The organism is Nitrosomonas sp. Nm166 (assembly GCF_900112825.1).
Lineage (GTDB): Bacteria > Pseudomonadota > Gammaproteobacteria > Burkholderiales > Nitrosomonadaceae > Nitrosomonas.
Window position 1 is genome coordinate 20,509 of record NZ_FONE01000013.1, and the last position, 20,044, is coordinate 40,552.

At 48.0% G+C, this 20,044-nt stretch carries 16 protein-coding genes; 3 read left to right on the forward strand and 13 right to left on the reverse strand.

All coding sequences use genetic code 11. The features are described 5' to 3' along the window. Positions 1–45: 45 nt before the first annotated feature. Genes BM021_RS05465 through BM021_RS05475 form a run of 3 tightly spaced genes read right to left on the reverse strand, consistent with a single transcriptional unit; the run spans position 46 to position 3,953 of the window. Entirely contained in the window at positions 46–1,314 is a 1,269-nt protein-coding gene (locus BM021_RS05465) for an amidohydrolase family protein (protein ID WP_090719690.1), read from the reverse strand. A 40-nt stretch (positions 1,315–1,354) separates the two neighbouring features. After that, complete coding sequence (locus tag BM021_RS05470) at positions 1,355–2,488, reverse strand: glucuronyl hydrolase (RefSeq protein ID WP_090719692.1); 1,134 nt, start codon at positions 2,486–2,488, stop codon at positions 1,355–1,357. Between the two features lie 13 nt (positions 2,489–2,501). Beyond that, positions 2,502–3,953, reverse strand: coding sequence for an alginate export family protein (locus BM021_RS05475; RefSeq protein WP_256207793.1), 1,452 nt, complete (start codon positions 3,951–3,953; stop codon positions 2,502–2,504). Between the two features lie 57 nt (positions 3,954–4,010). On the opposite strand from BM021_RS05475, the gene BM021_RS05480 reads away from it, so the two are divergent. Next, positions 4,011–4,799 (forward strand): alpha/beta fold hydrolase, encoded by a 789-nt coding sequence (locus BM021_RS05480; RefSeq protein ID WP_090719694.1) that lies wholly within the window; start codon positions 4,011–4,013, stop codon positions 4,797–4,799. A 16-nt stretch (positions 4,800–4,815) separates the two neighbouring features. Here the strand turns inward: BM021_RS05480 and BM021_RS05485 are convergent, their stop codons facing one another. The 7 genes from BM021_RS05485 to moeB are packed head-to-tail and all read right to left on the reverse strand — an operon-like array spanning position 4,816 to position 12,789. Further along, positions 4,816–6,018, reverse strand: a complete 1,203-nt coding sequence (locus BM021_RS05485; RefSeq protein WP_090719696.1) for an MFS transporter — start codon at positions 6,016–6,018, stop codon at positions 4,816–4,818. A 2-nt stretch (positions 6,019–6,020) separates the two neighbouring features. Continuing rightward, on the reverse strand, positions 6,021–7,223 hold the full coding sequence (locus BM021_RS05490; RefSeq protein WP_090719697.1) for an acyl-CoA dehydrogenase family protein: 1,203 nt from the start codon (positions 7,221–7,223) through the stop codon (positions 6,021–6,023). Then, positions 7,207–8,904 carry a class I adenylate-forming enzyme family protein gene (locus BM021_RS05495; protein ID WP_090719699.1) on the reverse strand — a complete coding sequence of 566 codons (1,698 nt, stop codon included), beginning with the start codon at positions 8,902–8,904 and terminating at the stop codon, positions 7,207–7,209. Before BM021_RS05495 ends, BM021_RS05490 begins: the two co-directional genes overlap by 17 nt. Continuing rightward, complete coding sequence (locus BM021_RS05500) at positions 8,901–10,796, reverse strand: CoA transferase (RefSeq protein ID WP_256207794.1); 1,896 nt, start codon at positions 10,794–10,796, stop codon at positions 8,901–8,903. Before BM021_RS05500 ends, BM021_RS05495 begins: the two co-directional genes overlap by 4 nt. A 43-nt stretch (positions 10,797–10,839) precedes the next feature. Further along, positions 10,840–11,112 carry a MoaD family protein gene (locus tag BM021_RS05505; protein ID WP_090719700.1) on the reverse strand — a complete coding sequence of 91 codons (273 nt, stop codon included), beginning with the start codon at positions 11,110–11,112 and terminating at the stop codon, positions 10,840–10,842. A gap of 40 nt (positions 11,113–11,152) precedes the next feature. After that, positions 11,153–11,596: a M67 family metallopeptidase gene (locus tag BM021_RS05510; protein WP_090719702.1), complete on the reverse strand. Its 444-nt coding sequence runs from the start codon at positions 11,594–11,596 to the stop codon at positions 11,153–11,155. Positions 11,597–11,616: 20 nt separating this feature from the next. Continuing rightward, positions 11,617–12,789 (reverse strand): molybdopterin-synthase adenylyltransferase MoeB, encoded by a 1,173-nt coding sequence (gene moeB / locus BM021_RS05515; RefSeq protein ID WP_090719704.1) that lies wholly within the window; start codon positions 12,787–12,789, stop codon positions 11,617–11,619. A gap of 382 nt (positions 12,790–13,171) precedes the next feature. Between moeB and BM021_RS05520 the strand changes: the two genes are divergently transcribed. After that, a complete protein-coding gene (locus BM021_RS05520; RefSeq protein ID WP_090719706.1) occupies positions 13,172–14,863 on the forward strand; it encodes a protein kinase domain-containing protein in 1,692 nt (563 codons plus the stop codon). 90 nt (positions 14,864–14,953) lie between these two features. Here the strand turns inward: BM021_RS05520 and BM021_RS05525 are convergent, their stop codons facing one another. The 3 genes from BM021_RS05525 to phoB all read right to left on the reverse strand — a co-directional run bounded on the left by BM021_RS05525 (position 14,954) and on the right by phoB (position 18,437). Further along, the gene (locus BM021_RS05525) at positions 14,954–15,961 is read right to left on the reverse strand and encodes an ornithine cyclodeaminase (protein WP_090719708.1); all 1,008 of its coding nucleotides are present in this window, start codon (positions 15,959–15,961) and stop codon (positions 14,954–14,956) included. 78 nt (positions 15,962–16,039) lie between these two features. After that, positions 16,040–17,578 carry a M10 family metallopeptidase gene (locus tag BM021_RS05530; RefSeq protein WP_090719711.1) on the reverse strand — a complete coding sequence of 513 codons (1,539 nt, stop codon included), beginning with the start codon at positions 17,576–17,578 and terminating at the stop codon, positions 16,040–16,042. Positions 17,579–17,708: 130 nt separating this feature from the next. Continuing rightward, on the reverse strand, positions 17,709–18,437 hold the full coding sequence (gene phoB, locus BM021_RS05535; protein ID WP_090719713.1) for a phosphate regulon transcriptional regulator PhoB: 729 nt from the start codon (positions 18,435–18,437) through the stop codon (positions 17,709–17,711). Positions 18,438–18,654: 217 nt separating this feature from the next. Between phoB and BM021_RS05540 the strand changes: the two genes are divergently transcribed. Next, complete coding sequence (locus BM021_RS05540; RefSeq protein ID WP_090719715.1) at positions 18,655–19,917, forward strand: helix-turn-helix domain-containing protein; 1,263 nt, start codon at positions 18,655–18,657, stop codon at positions 19,915–19,917. The last annotated feature ends 127 nt before the right edge of the window (positions 19,918–20,044 follow it).

Sequence of the window (20,044 nt, forward strand, 5' to 3'; positions counted from 1 at the left end):
GTCGCATCTCGGCTCAGTCAATCTGTTGTATCGACAGATAGAATATTAAAAATGATTGAGGATGATTTGACCTCCAGAAACCACCAGATCAGGATATTCAAGACTCTTCAAGGTATGCATGGGGTTGCCTCTGACCGCGATCAGATCAGCGGGTGCACCGGGCTGCAGGGTGCCTAATAGAGGTATATTTAAGTGCTGACCCGCTTTCGATGTTGCCGCACGTAAGACATCAATTAACTCCATTTTTGCCATTTGCATCAGATACATCAGTTCTTGTGCATCGATACCCCAGGGAATATCCGGATGCGCAATTTCTGCGCCATATAAAAATTCACCGCCCAATGCTGTCCAACTGGCCGCATTGTGCGCGATACCTGAGCATTTTGACAAGGTATCGATGGTGCTGATGATTTTTACATTTTGCGACACGGCTTGTTTTAGCAGGGGCTCAGGAATAGGGTCGCAAGGTGTGTGCGCCCATTCATCAACACCGGCGTTAATTGCGATTTGTGCACCGGTTGCTTCCGCAATATGGGCTGTTACCTTGCGATTATGTTGATGCGCCTCATCGACAATGGCTGTAACAATTTCCTCTGATAATAATGGCCATGGTTTTGCATGCGAAGCTTGGTGTAATGGGTGGTGGGTATCGGCATGCTGCACATGACGCGACTGATCGTGATGCGTATGGTCATGATGAGAAGACCAGGGAGCACCGGCTTCACCGCCAGGTTCCAGGGCAACCTTGATGACGGCAGCACCTTTATCAATCAGGGAGCGAACAGTTTCTCGCGCTTCTTTTTCTGAGGAAACAGCTACTGCAATATTCGTGGCGCCAAGTTTAATAATGGGATAGCCATGGGGTGCGGTGATGATCGGACCGGAAGTCAGCACGCGCAAACTGCCATCGCCGCCATAAGGTTTATGGATAGGGCCACCTAAATCCCTGATTGTTGTGATGCCATGCCTTAGAACGGTATCGGCTGGAACTTTCTGATAGGACAGATGCGCATGCAGTTCGATAAATCCGGGAAGGATGGTGGCGTCACCCAGATCTATTGTTCTTATTTTGCTATGTGTATTAAATGGTGCGCGTGGTCCAATTTGGGTGACTTGTCCGTCACTGATCAACACCGATACATTGGTTCTAATTTCATGACCGTCGAAAACCCGGGCGGCATGAAGTAATAGGGGTGTAGCTACTTTTTCTTGTGCAGCAACTGAAGAAGGAAGAAAGAGCAGCGCCAGAATTAAAATGTATTGGATCCGGACAATGAATGTGAAAAATAGGCTGGCGATGGTTTGTTGTCGCATTTGTTTTCCTTAAATGGTGGAAAGATGACTGGATCTGGTCTTAGCAGTGAGCGGGCTCGATGAAACCTGTGAGTATGCACAGTGCGGCCATCAGAAAAAAATGACCCCAGGCTGATTCAACCAGCTCTTCTTTATCTTGTTGGGTTTTGTAACAGCATCCCCAGAATATTCCCGGTATCGCATTGTTCCGGCTTTGGGAGTGCTTGTTATCTTCCTGAAAGCCAGTGAAATATTGACTGCGAATGATTGCAGAGATCTGGCGGTGAGCATCAGTACGCCAGTGTTCTGCATCAGGTAGAAGTCGAGCCAGCGAGAGCATAGCGAGTGATGTGATGACGGTGGCAGAAGGATCATCGCAGTTCGATGATTGATCGAGCCGATTGGGGGATAGAGGATGTGGACGGGAATGTTGCCAATATTCACACGCAGTCTTGGCAAAAGTTAAGTAAGGCTCTCCCCATTGTGCTGCCGCTCGACTCAACCCCAACATGGCCCAGGCTTGACCGCGCGACCATGCACCTGCTTGATCGGTAGGATGAAAACCATTGCCGTCAAAGTGTGCATGTGCGTGAAATGCACCGCTGCTGTCACAGCAGGCCGCCGATAACGTATCGGTATGACGCCGTGCTATTTCTTCATGTGCTTTCTGTTGGCTGCTGCTCAGCAACTGGATGAGAGTAGCAAAATTATCGATTGCAATATGCCGATTGCCTTCCTTGCCGCCACCCAACTTTGATCCCAGCGGAATACTCTGCATGGCAGGATCAAAACTCGCTACCAATGCAGCAGTTGATTCTTTGGTCAGCGTGCGCGCATGGGTGTCGCGAAACCAGATTTCCCCTAACGCTGCGCCATACCAAAAAATCAAGCTGCGATTTCCTGAGTCAATGTGGATTTTTTCAGTCAATTGTTGGCAAATATTTGCTGCCTTGTATTGATCAGACGGGGATTCTGTTACTTTAGCGCGCAACCACCAACAAGCACCCCAGAATCCGCCAAGCCACGAGCCGCCGTCGGAGACAGCCCATGCATTGGTATCTCTTGATGAATAAAGCGGAAAATTGTTTAAGCAAACGCCATTGATCATTTCCATACGACGAAACATTAATTCAATGGCAGTGATCATTTCTTTGGGATTCAGTAACTGATCATCAGCGTGATAGGATGTGGACATAAATATCTCTCATTTAAAAAACCAGATTGAAATCGATCAGGAAGTTATTCGCGTCACTTTTCCCGGGATAAATGCTTTTCATGACATCACCGCCAAAAGCATGACCAAAATAAATTCTCGATGAAAACTGTTTGCTATAGGTATAGGTAAAACTGATATCAACCAGTTGGCCGATGTCACTATGACCACTGGTAGATTGTCCTGAATAGCCAAATGCGCCTGAACTTAAGGCTGCGCCCAGGCCGTTGTATAAAAGATCATTGGAATTAGCCAGTGACAACTGATGCACGTTTATATTCACCTGAGTTTTTGGCGTGGGTGAAGCAATGAGCTCAACAAAAGCATCTTGGATATTCATCAGGTTGTAGAACGGAAATTTGGCATACAAGCGTCCGCTGGGAACGGCGGAGAAATAAGTTTGATGTTTATCGTCTTGCGCATGACTGTCGCCTGAGCTGCGGTAATACACAGCCCGCAACCACGGCTTGAAAGGCAAGCCGGTCCATTGATAACCGGCTTCTGCGGCGATAGCCCAGGCTTGATGGGATTGATCAGTCCAGTTGCCAAACTGGTACGCGCCCCACAATAAAGCATCGATACTGCCCGATCCCACTTGATGCAGCGACAATAAGTGTGCACCTAGGGTATGAATGTTTAATTTCTCGTTGCTCAGCAAAGGTCTGGCACTGAGCGGACGATTGTCGAGCACCTGCGTATCGCGCTGATCATCGTAATTCATATAAAACAGGCGACCTTCTGTTCCCGGCAGCAGCGCATCCTTTTTGCTGGTAAATGCTGCATAAAGAATATTGATGTCGCTGATTTGTTTTTGGCCCTGCACAGTAAGATTACCTTGCGTTGGGCGAACGCCACTTACAGTCAGATTGAAATTGGGCTGATCATAAATACTGGAGAAGCCATCAAAACTACGTCCGATATAAATGGCATTAAATCCTCCCACGAGTCGTTCTGCGAGGCGCCTTCTTTTCAGGCCATCAAATTTTTCCATCCCGGCGCTATATTCCATGCCTTCGATCAGTTCGAAACGGCCAACCTTGGCAAAGGCACCTGGCAAGCCCAGTGCATGAAGCTTGAAGTTAAGATACCCCTGTTTCAGAAAAACGTTGCTGGCATTAGTGGATTGATTGGTCTGAAAATAAGCTGCTCCTAGCCCCAAAGGGCCGTTCGAGGGCGAAACCGCGTCGTTGGGAAGCCCGTAAAGACCGCTGTATTGCGCTTGTGCAAAACCATCCACGTAAGGCGTAGAAAGCATTGCACCGAGTCGTGCGCGCAATATCCATAAATCATAAGCATTGTTGACTGGCGGCTCAGGGCGGAAATAATTCCATAATTCATAACTGCCCATAAACTCACCATTTATTCGCAAATATTGGTTAATCTGACCCAAAGGCTTTGTTTCATTGGTCGCCAATGCATTACCGATATGTAAAAATGTTGCTATCACGATGTAGAAAATCAGAACTCTCAAATTTCTTACTCTAAAGACACAACTCAACGAATCATGGAACTCATTACTTCCAAAGATGGCACGCCAATTGCCTGCTGGCATGGCGGTACGGGTGTACCGCTATTACTGGTACATGGTACGACCGGCGATCATTCCACCTGGGACTCGACACTTGCCGAATTACAGCAGCATTTCAGCGTATGGACGATGGACCGGCGGGGACGCGGTCACAGCGGCGATACCGGCAACTACGCTTTGGAGCGCGAGTGCGAAGATGTCGCCACTGTGGTGGAGGTCATCGGTGGTAATGTCAATCTGCTGGGCCATTCTTTTGGCGGGCTTTGCGCACTGGAAGCCAGTCTTCTGACTGTAAATATCAATAAACTCATCCTGTATGAACCATCCATTTCATTGGCTGGGAGCGGCTGGTCGGCGGAACTGGAAAGCCGTCTGCAAACCTTGCTGGAGCAAGGGAATCGGGAAGAATCCCTGCTGTTGTTTTTTCGTGACATGCTCAAAGCACCCGAGCGGGAAATCGTTGCTTTGCAGGCGGGCTCGAATTGGCCAATCCGGATTGCCGCAGCCCATACCATTTTGCGTGAATTGCAAAGTATCGACCGTTATGTTTTTGCGCCGCAAAGATTCCATTCGGTGCACAATCCGGTTTTGCTGTTGCTCGGCGGGGATAGTCATGCGCGCCGCTACGTAACCGCGGAGAGGCTGCAGCAGAGCCTGCCTAGCAGCCGTATTGGCATTCTTACCGGACAGCAGCACAGCGCCATGAGAACAGCACCTGATTTGTTTGTTCATAAGGTCATAGAATTTCTTAAAGCTAAAAATTGAACAAAACAATGCATTTCTAAGTTGGTACTTGCCTTTTATGGCGGCGCGCAGATGCTAATATCACGGTCATCACACAAGCGGCACACAACACGCTGATCAATGTGCTCCAACCCAGCAATAAACTGCCGGAATATTGAGATAAAGCCGCATACAGTGGCGGGCCCAGTGCAAAACCGCCAAAGAAAGCGAACGATACAAGGCTGGATGCCGTGGCGACCGGACCGAAGGCTGGGTCTCTGACCAGCATGCTCATTGCGATAGCATTGGTTCCGACAGCGCTAAGCCCCATACCGACAGCACCGATCCATAACCGCCAGTGATTTTCCGCGTCCGTTTGCATGGTGATTGCCATGGCGCAAGCTGCAATAGCGATGAGTGCGAATAACAGGACCGATTCATCTTTAAGCTTTGCACCCATAGGCGTCAGCAGAATTCTGGAAAGCATTCCCATGATTCCGAAAACAGCAATCAGCATATCGGCCCACAACAGCGGCATGCCTTGTTGTGTCGCAAAGGTCGGCAGGAAAGTGACAAATGCGGAAAGTGCCAGGCCAACACAAAACTGTATACCCATCAACCAGCGTAATAACGAGTTAGGATAGGAAAATGTCAGGCGTTTACTGGTTTGAGCAGATTGCTTGGGAACGATGAAAAATGCTGCAATGCCAAATAATAGGGCGGCTGGAACAATGCAACCAAATGCAGTACGCCAGCCATACTGGAATGCGATAGCGGGCAATACCAAGCCGGCAAAGAGTGCTGCAAGTTGAACGCCGGCCTGTTTAAGCCCTACCACTTTGGCTTTTTTATCGGGCTGAATCTGCTGTGCAATGAGTAAATTGGTTACCGGATTTGCAAGCGCTTGCGCGATACCGCAAATCGCAGCGGCAATGATCAGACTAACAAACGTTTCAGCGGCTGCGATCAGTGTGAAAGCAGTCGCGGTGGCATAAAAAAGCACCCATAATCCAGTACGTGAACCGATGTAATCGACGATAACACCTGCCCATAGTGATAAAACAGCTGCCAAGCCAAACGAGCTCATAATCAGGTAGCCCAGTAATGTGGGTTCGAAGTGCAAATCCAGGCTCATGAGCGGTCCGAGTGTGCTGGTGGCATACAAAATGAGCATCGGTAATGTCATGGCAAATACCAAAACAATTTGCAGTAGGCACGCAACCATAGTGCTATGTAGGGATTTGGCGAGTGCAATCGACATGATCAAGCAAAAGAATAAACAGGTTGATGTTGATAAAAATTGATGAGCCGACGGCCTACCGAACTGATCAGTGATTCGTCATTACCATCTAAAATACGTGATGTGCGCGCTATTCTGCTGATACCGGAAAGGGGTGTCAGGTCACTGAGACCTTCAGCGCCATACAGTTGCACGGCTGAATCCGAGGTGATGCATAAGGCGAGTGAAGCCGCCATTTTGGCGACATTGATTGCGATAGCATCCGGATTTTGCGCATCCACACTCCTTGCAGCGATACGGATTAATTCACGTGCACTGGCAATGGCTTGGTAAGCGTTGACCAGGTGTTGGCGCACGAGTTGTTTTTCGGCGAGCCGGCTTGATTTGCCGCGTGCTGAATGGATACGGGCGCCCATTAAATCCAAACATCGTTGCGCCAATCCTATCCAGTTCATTGAGCGCAGTAATCGGCCTAAACCGAGCCGTTTGTTCATTAAATCCAGACCGCTGCCGCAAGTACCCAGCAGGTTATGTTCCGGCACTTGTACATCATGGAAGGAAATTTCTCCCTGACCGGATGAATGCCCCATGATGGAAAGTTGACGCTCAACCTTGAATCCTGGTGTATCCGTCGGGACGATGATCATCGAAAGTGCCTGATCGAAGGCGATCCCTTCTGTAGCAGTGCGGACCAGGACAGTGATGAAAGTCGCTTGATCCGCGTTGGAGATGAACCATTTTCTGCCATTGATATGCCACCTGCCATTGCTTAGACAAGCAGAAGTTGTAATGTGATCTGGAATGGAACCGCTATGGCCAGGTTCCGTCATGCCATAGCTCGGGATGGCTTTGCCGGTTACCATCGGCTGCAGGAATTGTTCGCGGATTTGATCATTGCCGAATTTCAAAAGCATATGTGCATCCAGCGCAGTGTGGCTGCCAAAGATGGCTTGAGAAAACTCCGTGCGCCCTTCCTGTTCTGCTACGATCAAATAGTCTTCCAGAGAAGCGATTTTCCCACCATGAGAAAGTGGATAAAATAACCCACATAACCCGGCAGACCGTGCCTTATTCATCAGGTCAAATTGTAATTGCCGTGATCGATCACTTTGTTGCGCTAAAAGCGGCTCGTTTGGAATAATCATTTCATCGACAAATGCGCTGACCTGGCGTGCCAGGGATCGGGCTAGTTTCGAATGGGCTGCTTTCCTATTGAGTTCCAGCATTGATGAGTCCTCCGGATAAGCTCCGCATATTCATATTGTCTGGGCTATGTTTGAATTGAACAGATTCCAACTCCACCGTGAGCTGTTTTTTGTCGATTTTGCCAGCCGGCCCCAGTGGCAACTGCCTGAAATAACGTAGATATTCCGGCAATTTATTTTTCTCTAGCCCTTGCTTCTGCAGGTAGCGAGTGAATTGCGATAACGATGGACGCTCGGCACCGTCTTGCATGACCAGACAGAGACAAATCCGTTGACCTAAATCTTCATCAGCAACTGGTATGCAGACAGCGCTGACAACCGCCGGATGAGATGCGGCGATGTTTTCAATCTGTGCGGGGCTGATATTGACACCACCGCGAATAATGATGTCTTTTTTGCGCCCGGTCAGCACCAAATACCCATCGCTATCGATCAATCCAAGGTCTCCGGTATATACCCAGCCATCCTTGTCGCGATACAGCGCGTCCAGATCGGGATTGTTCACATACTGCATCGGCGTGATGGGCCCTCTGGCAACAATTTCACCGGTGCACCCAGGGGTTACCTCTTGTTTCTGATCATCCACAATTTTGATCGAACAAACCTCCGGATTAGGCCGGCCAATCTTATGCACAATGGTTTCCAAATTATCTTCCAGCGTGGTGTGGCAATTCACGCCGTCTGCCGATCCATATAAACTGATGAAACCGCATCCGAATGCTTCGGTACAGCGGCGAATCGAAGCTTCATCGATTTTCGCGCCGCCACTAACGATGGCGATCAAACTTGAAGTATCAATTTCTGCTAATGCTGGATCTGCAACAATGCGTTGGAGCATGGTTGGGACGCCAAAAATATGCGTCGGTTTAAGCTCCGCAATGGCTCGAATCGCGGCAGAAACATCAAATTGCCGTAGAACGAGTACCGATCCACCCAGCCAGGATAAAATGCCAAACGTGGCGGTCGAGCCAAATGCCGTGCCCAATGGCATCAGATAAAGTCCACGAAAAGTGCTGCGATCAGGATGAATGCGTTGCAGGAAACGTCCTCGTCCGCCTGCCAATGCATTGTGAGAGTAAGCAATCCACTTGGGATCGGATTCTGTTCCCGAAGAAATTAAGAATCGGGCCGGTGAATTGGGGTCGACGGTTGGTAATTGACTGGACTGAATGGGTTCGGATTGTAGCAGCGCATTCATTGTGTGCCAGCCATCCCGAGATTCTCCATCGACAATAAGGATGCGCAGGGATAGCAAAGCGGTTCTTAACGATTCGATGAGTTCGCAACAACCCATGTCAACTGAGGTCTGCTCAACAATGATGACGCGCGCATCACATCTGCTTAATAGAGATTGAATATCAAGACGTCCACGACCAGGGGGAAAGGGTGCCACAATTGCACCCAACGCAGCCGCCGCGAGATCAATCGCACAGTGATACCAGCTATTGGAAAGCTGATATGCAATGACGTCGCCAGCCACAACGCCTAAAGCTCGAAAGCTGGCAGCCAGGCAACATACCTTATGTTGTAATTCTGCATAAATAATCGTTTGACCAAAGGAAATAACGGCTGGTTTAGCAGGATTTTGTTGCACATGTTCGCAAAATAATTCATACAAGGATTTGTTAGGATAAATTCCTTCTTGAATCCATTGGTTGCGAATTTCAGCAGGAACCAAGTCTAAAATACCTGAATGATTCATTGAAAGCTCCACGGAGAAGGCACTTGGGTATAGGATTTTGAATTTAAATTTAAAATAGACTTGAGTCGCGGATTGTTGTGCAAGTCCACAAGATTCTCGGCCACGATGGCCGCTGGAACCTGAGCGTGCTGCAGGGCGGTGACCCATTCTTCAGCTGTTTTAGCGAGCAGTACACAGCATAATTGCTGCTGCAGTTTTGCTGGCTCAATATCTGCAGCAATACCGAGCGCTTGAATAAGCCGTTGCGTAGTTTGATGGTCATAGCACTCGATAGCGATTTTTCCTTGTTGGGTGACATAGACCCCATTCACCACGCTTTTTGAGGCTGCGCCGATATCAAAGGCCTGATGCTGGTTCTGAAAATCATCGGCGCATAACAGCGTTGCTGCGCTCAGCAGTGATGAAGTCACTTTGGTGCTAACACCGTTCATGCACTGATTGAGCAAGGCGATGGTGATTCCTTGTGCGGCAATGGCGCCGCCCAGTACATCCAGTAATGTAAATAGTGACCCGCCCTGTGTGCCGCAGGTTTTGGAAATTTTATCGGCGACACCCGAATAGGCCTGCACCATAAAGTCAGTGCCCGGTATCGAATGTAATGGCGAGTAGGTATTTTCATCGGTTGACCAACCGGCAGCATAAGCGTAAACCAAGGTTGGATTCAGCTCCAAAAAATTGGAATAATCAAGATTCAATTGCGCTGCCTTGTTGGGAGCCCAATTATGCAGAAACACATCGGCATGCCGCACCAGTTCTGCCACTTCAGCTTGACCGGATGGCAATCTGATGTCGATCTCGCGGATCGTTTTAAGCCGATTGAGCGCGCCAAAGCGGGCTGAGCAACCTTCGGACATGGGTGGCATGCCACGCAATGGATCGCCTCCGGGAGGTTCGATGCGAATGACCTGGGCACCCAACAGTGCAAGTAAATGCCCTGCCAGAGGGCCTTGAATGCGGCGGCAGGATTCCACAACGGTGAGTCCGCTAAGTGGCAGCGTGCTGCTGGCCGGCTTGATCTGAATGTTTTTGACATCAGCACTGGAATCAAATGTCCACGGTCCTCTAAGCCACTCATATTTAGACTGCTCGTCAGTGACTTGCTCATCGATGGCGCGTACTGGACAGATAAACATGCCTGTTTGCGAGCACGACGCTGAAATTTCCTGGTAAGTTACCTTGGATATCGCATGCATCAATTCGCTGGGAATAGGAGACACAGCTTTGGCATAGCGCAATAAAAAAGCAGTCCATCCTTTGCCTGCCAATGCCGGACTGATACCAAGACGAGTCCAGAATTTCAGCCAGGGATCTGCACTTAATGTTTCAAGTTCAAAAACGACACCATCCGATGATACGAAAGGGGGTGCTGCTGAGTGCGCAGTTTTGTCTAACAATAAACCTTCTGGCAGTTCTGTCGCTGTGGCATCCGCAATATATTGAGATTCACTGAGCAGAGCTGCCGCCGCCATGGAAACACGACTGCTGGAGAGGGTCAAACCTCGCAGTTGGCCGATAGCGGCAGCAACGGCGCCATGCAGCGCCAGCGCAGCTGTCAGGGTGGATACATAATTTAATCCCAGCGCCTGGATTTTGCCGCTCGCTCGTCCATGTACCGACATCATGCCGCAAGCTGCCTGAATAATATTTTCGGTAACAACAGCCTGCTGATCGTTGTCATACCAGCCGGTTATTTCACTAATGACCGCGCTGGTATAAGGAGTCTTGAATGCAAAAGACAATCTATCATCCGTTGCATGTTGATCATGGCATTCAATTTTCATACCTAATGTATTGGATTGATACAGCAGCGAAAATGCTGTGGCAGCAAAGTGAGGGGCTGGATTTTTTAATGGCCCGGCAATAACACAATCGTTTAATGGTTGATTCATCATGCGGAAAGTTTGTTATGGTAGTCAAAGCAAAGCTTGCGTGTATTTATCCTCCGGCTACGGCAGGCAGAATCGTCAACACGTCACCGTCTTGCAAATGAGTGGAAAGACCGTCACAAAAGCGGATATCGTTATCATTGATATAGATATTGATGAAGCGATGGGCATTACCTTCTGAGACCAGTTTCTCTTTGATGCCTGGATACTGCTGTTCCATTCCATTGATGACGTCGGAAACTTTGTAGCCGGTTATGCTGATGCGTTTTTGATCATTGGTCAGCGGTCTTAATATAGTGGGAATAATGACAGTGATTGACATATGTGTACCTTTCTTATTTTTTGTTGATAAAAATTACTAATCAAGCAACCATTTGCAGTTCCAACTCGGGTTGATATTGATGGACTATTCGGACCCTTTCTTCGATGACCATCTGGTCGATAATGCGGAAGCTGCGAATTTCGTGGTTATATAGTGATTTTGTTGGGATGATGACGTAATGCGATTGAGGTTCGGTGGCATGTTCGACATCCGTATGGCTCGGATAGGCCTGGCTATCAGTATGTGAATGGTAGATGACAATCGGTTCTTCACCGCGTGCATCCATCTCTTTCCAGACATGTAATTGCTGTTGTGGATCAAACTGGAAAAATGTTTCCGATTTCGCCATATTTCGCATTGGAATCAGGCGCAATGGAAGATTGGAACCTGCAGGGCCTGCGATGATGCCGCAGGTTTCTATCGGATGATCATCCAGAGCTTGAGCGATCATTGCATTAATCAATTTGGAATGTATTGTCAGCATAATGTTTAATCTCCTGAATATTAATAAGTTGGCAGTGACTGATCGACGTCCTTGATCCACGCTAAAATCCCGCCATCTAAACTTTTAACATTGGTAAAACCGTATTTCTGCATTTCAACCAATACATCGCGGGAGCGCATACCCATCTTGCAATGCAGAACGATAAAACCTTCTTTATTCATGGTGGCTAAAACTTCTGTGGACATCATCTGGTTTTTAGGAATATGCGTAGCGCCTTCGATATGCACGATATTCCATTCTTCAATGCCACGAACGTCGATGAGCTGTATTTGCTCACCTTTTTCCTGTAGTGTTTTCAGTTCCCGCGCACTGATCACAGGAATATGGATATGGCTGTCATTTGTCGGGCGATCTACACCACAAAATTCTTGATAATCGATCAAGTCGGTTATCGGGGTTCTCACCGGCGCTTTTTGTAGTGGAATAAACCGGTAGCTCATGTCCAGCGCGTCGTAGACGGCAAGTCGGCCCAGCATGGTTTCGCCGATGCCAGTGATTAATTTGATCGCTTCCGTTGCCATCATCGCGCCAATCGAAGCGCAGAGTATGCCCAATACGCCACCTTCCGCGCAGGAGGGAGCCATTTCAGAAGGTGGCGGTTCTGGGTACAGATCGCGATAATTTAAGCCCATGCCAGCGGGTGCGTTTTCCCAAAAGACGGAAACTTGTCCTTCGAACCGGAAGATCGATCCCCATACATAGGGTTTTCCCGTCAGAACACAGGCATCATTCACCAGATAGCGTGTGGCAAAATTATCGGTACCATCGATGACCAGGTCATACGCTGAAATAATCGCTATTGCATTGGTGGTTTCCAGTCGCTCGCTATGCAGTTGCACACGAACGTAGGGATTCAATTCGTTGATGGCGTCGCGCGCGCTTTCGGATTTCAGTCTACCGGTATCAGACTGGCCATGAATGACTTGTCGTTGCAGGTTTGATTCATCCACTACATCAAAGTCGACGATTCCCAAGGTACCGACGCCAGCTGCTGCAAGATACAGCAGTACTGGCGATCCTAATCCTCCGGCGCCGATCACCAGAACTTTGCTGCTTTTGAGCCGCTTTTGGCCTTCCAGGCCCACTTCGGGAATCAATAAATGACGGCTGTAGCGTGAAATTTCATGGTTGCTTAAGTTTTCTACCGGCTTGACTAAGGGTGGTAATCGCATAAAAGCTCCTCGTTTATTTTAATGAGTATGTCTAGATTTCACCGCGTGGCTGGTTGACATTCATTCCCGAGCCTCAATGTTATTCATTGATTAATAATATGAATTTTTATTGGAAAACCATGCGCTGTAACTATTTTTTGCAAAATATAAATTAGATTGACGAAGTTGGGAATGCGACAAATTGTCGCGCGACAATTTGTCGCAGCAAGAATTTGCTTATCCTAATGAGTGATTATTGCAAGGAAAAATAGAAATTTCTGTTATGAAATAACAGGCTAGTGAAAGGATAATTTGCAGACGCGTTTCTTATATTCAATAATAGCTGAATGCTCAAGTTTCAATAATTTTATCGCTTACCCATATAACCCGGAGGATACCTACCATGACACACGTACACGACAAGATTTTGCCCGCAGGCACTCAAATCGGTGTTTATGAAATTAAAGACGCCGTAAAAATGGGTACTTTCGATATTGTTTATCGCGCCTGGAATCACCATCTCAAGGAAGGGGTAAAAATACAAGAGTATTTTCCGCGTGATTTTGCCATGCGCGCTAATGATGGATTAGGTGTTGAACCCAAGTCCATAGCCGATAAGGAGAATTTTGAATATGGCTTAAAGGCATTTTTGCATCAGGCTGAAGTGCTTACACAAATAGAACATCCTCATCTTGCGGTAGCTGAGAATGTCTTGCAATTCAATGGAACAGCCTACCTGATGATGAGAATCCGAAAAGGCATATCGCTTTCCAGGTTAATGCAATCTACAGAGACACTTGCCGAGACAGAATTAAAATTCATTCTGGTATCGATCCTGAGCGCTTTACAAAAAATACACGAGCACAAAATTGTACACGGCGGCATCCAGCCGGCGGCGATTGTTTTGAATCAGGAAGGCGAGCCGCTGCTGATTGATTTTGCCGCGGCACGATTGGCTATTGCTGCACGGGCTGCGCTGCTTGCCGATGAACTGGCCGCGGGTTACGCACCGGTGGAACAATATGAGTCAGCGGAAAAGGCCGGACCTGCAACTGATTTTTATGCGCTGGGCGCAACGATGTATTATTGTATAACGCATCAGCAGCCGGTCGTCGCGCAGAGCCGGAGAATGATTTTAAGCGCAGGCGAACCCGATCCGATGGCTTTGCCCGCTGAATCTGGGAGTACTCGTTATAGTGCGGAATTGTTAAAAGCAATCAACTGGATGCTGCAACCTGAGTATGATCATCGGCCGCAATCGGCAAGCGAGATCCTCACGCTACTCGAACCACAGCATGCCAGCAAACAAGCGAAACTTTTAACTTCCAGGCAAGCAGCCACGGATACTGCCAAACGTAATAAAAATCCCTTATGGATCGGTGCTACGGCCGGAATAGTTGCCTTGGTGGCTGCTGCCTTATGGTTTAATGAAAAAAAACCTGCAGAAATATCGGATGATCCGTCTGGTACAGTAATCGCTCAGCCTTCCTTGCAGCCTAGTTCCGCGAAATCAGCCGTAACAGTCGAACCAGAAACAGAAGCAGATCAATCCGTCGCTGGGGCTGTCACCGAATCAGATAAGGCATCCAGCTCAGAAAGAATATCCGTGGTCGATCAAGAAACCATGAGTGAGGCTGAAAAGCAGTCAGCAGAGAGAGAATCTACTCCAACAAATTCATTGGTTACCGAGCCGGAATCTGGCAGTGAGCAGGTAGCAATGCTGGATCAGTCCGCAAAACTCGATGAATCGACTCAGTCTAGGCAATCCAATTTCTCACAACAACCAACGGATACCGATCTCATTAAAAAACATTTAGCTGCCGCTGGAAAGGCCCTGAAAGCAGGGCGTTTTACCACACCATTAAAGGATAATGCCTATACATACTACCAGATGGTTCTTAGGCTAGATCCAGATAATGCGGAAGCGCTCGCAGGATTGCAGAAAATAGTTGACCGGTATATTCAGTTTATTGGCAAAGCAAGAGCTGAGGGCAGATTCTATGATGCCAAACTGTATCTGAAAAGGGCTGAATCGGTCTTGCCGGGCGATCCGAAGCTGCAGGGTATTCGAGCCGAGCTAGCTGTTGTTAAATAGGGGAGTCTGTTAGGTAGTGCTTCATAGGCTTGAGTCATGACTCAGCGGCCATACCACCTTTATTGTGAAAGATGGTAAGCAGGAGATTACTTAAGATACAAGACTGAACAAGTCTTTCGCATCCTCTGGTTCGGGCAGCATCGCAATCTCGCTGCCTAATTGATGTTCTAAAGCCAGCTCGTACACTAAGCGCAGCGTTGAAAAATCTTCCAATGCAAAACCAACTGAATCGAATAGGGTAATTTCAGCAGGGTTTTCCCTGCCTTGCTTGCGTTTGGTGACGAGCTCCCATAATTCAGCATAAATCCTGCTTGCATCGCACTGTTGTACTTCGCCTTCTTTCAATGCCTGCGGAATAAATTCAACGACAACTTTTGCCGCTTCGAGCAACTCCCGGCCCAATTCGGTTTTGCCCGGGCGATCACCACCCATGGCGTGTATATGCGTACCTGGTGCGATATCTTGCAGTTCGAACAATCTCTGTTGTGTATTTGCTGCCGTTGCAGTAATGACGATATCGGTATTATGAACAGCTTCCCGAATGTTGGCACAGGGTATCAATTCGAAAGCGTACGGTGCCATATTGCGCGAAAATTTGACCATCGCTGCGGCATCGGTATCGAAGTAGCGTATTTTTCGTAATGGAAAAAGACGGTTAAAACCCATCACCTGAAATTCAGCCTGCGCTCCGGTACCGATAATCGTCAAAGACTGAGCATCTTCCCTGGCCAGGTACTTGGCCGCCAAGGCACCGGTTGCCGCCGTGCGGAAAGCAGTCAGCAAGGTCATTTCGCTAAGCAGCAAGGGATAGCCTGTAGCGGTGTCGCTGAGCTGGCCGATGCCGATTACGCTCAGCTTGCCTTGTGCCGTATTGCCGGGATGGGCGCTGACATATTTGAACGCATAAAAATGGTCATCCGCACAAGGCATCAATTCAATGGCACCTTGCGGATAATACGTTGCCTGGCGTACGGATTTTTGGAACGCATCCCAACGGGAAAAATCTCTTTCCAGAGCCGCAATCAGTTTGTCAAAAAAGGTTTCAAGGCTGAGAACCTTGATCAGTTTCTGGATATCGTTAACGCTAACAATTTTCATCGCGGTTCCATACGAGTCAAGTAAGCCCTACAACGACTACTCTATTTATCAGGTATTTGCTAAAGCTACAGTGCTATATCAAACAAACGCGATACCGGTCTGCATGAGTCCCGTTAAATGGATATTATCGGTATTGAAGTGACTGTCTGCTGCCAGTACAGCCAATGCGCCAGTGGATATTTCACCGCTGTCAAGCAGTTTGACGTAAGGGGATTTTTCAGCTTTTGAGGGCACAGCTCCGAACAGGTTATGCCATAACTGCGTTACCATGTCGTCGTGGCTGGTGAAACCTGCCGCATTGATCGCAAGCTCACCCAATTGTTCATAGCTCAAGCCTTTATCCGCTTCAGTCAAACCGATACCGACATATTCCTGGTTGGCGACAGTAGCAGTACCGAACACGGCGCCCAGTAACTTGGCCACCTGACCGGCGTGACCATCCAGATCCAGCGCCAGTTTGATGTCATCAAATTGCAGCCGCTCAATATTCGTTAGCGTGTCTTGATTACCCTGATTGGTATTGGCCGTGATGGTGTAGCCGTTGGGGATTTTGCTTAGTGCATAATGCTCGCGTTGTGATTGCACCCGAACGGTATCAATTCCCGAACCGCCATCCAGCATATTGCTGTTGTCGTTTCCGATCATAAAGTCGTCACCCTGACCGGTCGTTGCATTTTCAATCGTGACGCCATTAGCAATCCATACATTGGGAACGGGCGAGCCTACATTCACGCCATTGGATTGAACATATACCGGTTGACCGATAAACGACGCGCCCGCCGGTTTCAAATCAACGCTGGCGGAAGCTGTACCGGTGTATTGAAGAGTGTCGGTACCTCCTGCATCCCAAAGGGTTTCGTGGTAAGCATGTGTGTCGTCATAGTTGTAAGCTTCATTGCCGGCATGAAAATTGTTGTTGGCGCCATACACATATTGTATGGCCGCGATATCCAGCAGCATCGGTGTCGTAGGGTGAAAGGAAAATTCATTCCCTTCATTGCCTGCCAGATCTGCATAGGTATAGCTCATGATGGTGTGTATGGTGTTATCCAGATTGGGCGGAAGCGTGATTGCTGCTGGGTCATCGGAATTAAAGAAGGGGTGCTTGAGACCTAAAGCATGGCCAATCTCATGCAAGAGTGTCTCAAACGAAATGCTGCCCGGATCCCATTCCTGAAAGTTCAGGAGCCCTAACGTGTTTATCCAGATATCACCTGCCTGGGCACTAAAGCCTGGCAGATAAGACCACGCCAAGGTAAATTCATCCGGATCTACGCTGTACATGGCACGGATATCGCCTACTTCATTAGATGTTTCCGTGACCTTGATAAAACTTAAATTGGCAACGTTAGCCCACTGTTGCAAAGCCCGTTCAAAATTGATTTGGTCATTGGTGGTCAGCGCTGTGGTTGCACTGCTCCATGGTTCACCATCACCGAATGGGGAACCATAACCTGACCCAGGCTGGGTAGACCAGAACAAGGGGCTATTGCTGGTTGGGAAGCTATAAGAAATGGCCGGATTCGTCCAGCGAAGGTCGCTTAATAATGCATCAATCGTATTGACATTGGCTGGATGAATGTCAGTAACACTGCTTGAAACAAAAGGGGTAGGCATCAATAAATCCTGGTGATCGTCAGAAGGAATGAATGCAGCATGAGCTATGTATAGGTATGTTTTTAACATACTTCTGGACGACTTCACAACTTCCAGTTTAACAGCGATGCACTACTGGGATTTTTTCCGTTTACTCTAAGCTTTCTTCGGTAGATTCGACTGAGAATCGATAGCCCGTTCCCCGCACTGTTTGCACCAGATTTTCTTTACCTACAGTTTCAAGAATTTTCCGCAATCTGCGGATATGGACATCAACGGTACGGTCTTCTATGAAAACATGATCGCCCCATACGCGATCCAATAGTTGTGCACGGGTATGTACGCGTTCTTTATACGCCATCAGAAAATGTAGTAGACGAAATTCAGTGGGGCCTAAGCTGACTTCCGCTGGTTTTGACGGTTCGTCATGGCTATATACATGAACGCGATGCGTAGTCGGGTCAAGTTTTAATCCGCCAAGCTCGATAATTTCATCCGACATTTCCGGCAATCGCCGGCGCAATACCGCTTTGATCCGCGCGAGTAACTCACGGGGTGAGAAAGGTTTAGTGATGTAATCATCTGCTCCGGCTTCGAGTCCGGCAATTTTGTCATTTTCCTGGATGCGGGCCGTGAGCATGATGATGGGAATGGCTTTGGTACGTTCTTCCTGTCTTAGTTTCCGCGCAAATTCCAAGCCCGTGATGTCAGGCAGCATCCAATCCAGCAATACCAGATCAGGTAAGACATTGTTGATTAACAGTTTTGCCTGTTTCGCGCTGTCCGCGCATAACACCATATGACCTGCTCTTTTTAAATTGAGAGCAATCAATTCCTGGATTGCAGGCTCATCTTCAACAACGAGTATTGTTACAGCCATATTTATATTAAAGGTAAATAGAAGTTGCTGAGATGATATAAATAAAGCGTTACATTTTTATGACAGTATGATGAATGTAATAATTTTTCTAAAGAATAGAATAACAAATTTAGTAAATGTATCGTTTTGCGATGAACTTGTAATTCAAGGTTAAGGCTCATATTATTCTGAGACTAAGGCTTTAATATAAATACCATTTTCTAATGGCACTGCATGAATGAATACCAAGCACCCTGACTGGATATCGCTGATCGAAGCAAGCTACAACTTGGAAGGCAATGACTCGCAGTGGCTGAAAAGACTTATAGATCATGCTTCTCGGCTCCTGAATCTCGGCACAGAACCTATCGGTTGGACATTTCGCTGCACGCCGACCACTTTTAAGCTGGGTAATTTTTCGGAAGGAACATCCAAGGCGCTAACCTATGTTGCTCGCATGTCCCATACGCTGGCATCGGAAAAATCGCTGGATTTGACCTACCGCACAGGAGTTGTCATTGCCACCGCGAGTGAGCTGGTTTTTCCACGACTGCCGGATATGCATAAGATGTTTATGAATCTTCTGAAAGGTCGCATGCAAGACTTGCTGGTTATCAATTGCCAATCCGGTATAGGTAGTGGCGTATCCATCGGCGTGTTACTTAAGGAAACCTCAACAGTGACTGCCCAGGAACGGCGGCGCTGGTCTCAAATTGCGGCACATATCGGTGCAGCGATCCGGTTACGCAATATGGCTGCTAGACTGTCAATCGATTCTCCGGAAGTAGAAGCGATTCTTGACTCGGGTGGAACCATACAGGATGCGCGAGGACCGGCAAAAGACCATGATGTTCGAGATAAGCTACGTGAGGTTGTTCGTTATATCGAAAGGTCACGCACACAAGTCGGGCGTGAGAATGTTGACGAGGCATTAAATAATTGGGAAGGACTGGTCAGTGGCCGCTGGTCGATGGTTGATCGTTTCGACAGCGATGGGCGCCGTTTCATCGTAGCCATCAAGAATGATCCAGCTTATCCCGATCCACGAGGATTGACACCGCGTGAGCGGCAAATCGCAGAATATGTCGGACTCGGATGCGCATCGAAAGAAATTGCTTATACTTTGGGTCTTTCCGAGGCCGCGATCACCAACTGCACTGCACGCGTGCAAAATAAGCTGGGAATAACCTCTCGGCCCGAGCTGGTAGCATTCTTTGCCCCGAATGGATTCAGACGCAAACTCGCAGAAACCATGCTTAGCGGAAGGCAATTGTTAATTGGTGCTTATCCACTTGTTAATACTCGTCAACTCGCAGGCCTTTCTGAAACGGAGCGCGATATCGTCGCGCTTCTTATTGCCGGATCCACCAACGCCGATATTGCGCAACGCCGCGGATCGAGCGAGCATACCGTTGCCAATCAAGTGCAATCCATTTTCCGAAAACTATCCGTACGATCCCGCGGAGAATTGGTTGCACAGCTTCAGATAAAGAGTTATTAATGGTAAGGGCGTACGACTCTGCTGAGTATAAACGAATTTAGAGCAGAATCTGGTCGTATTGCTGGAGCCATAAGCATTGATCATTTGTCTTCAGAGTTGGATGTGATGTGTGGAATTAACTATTGAT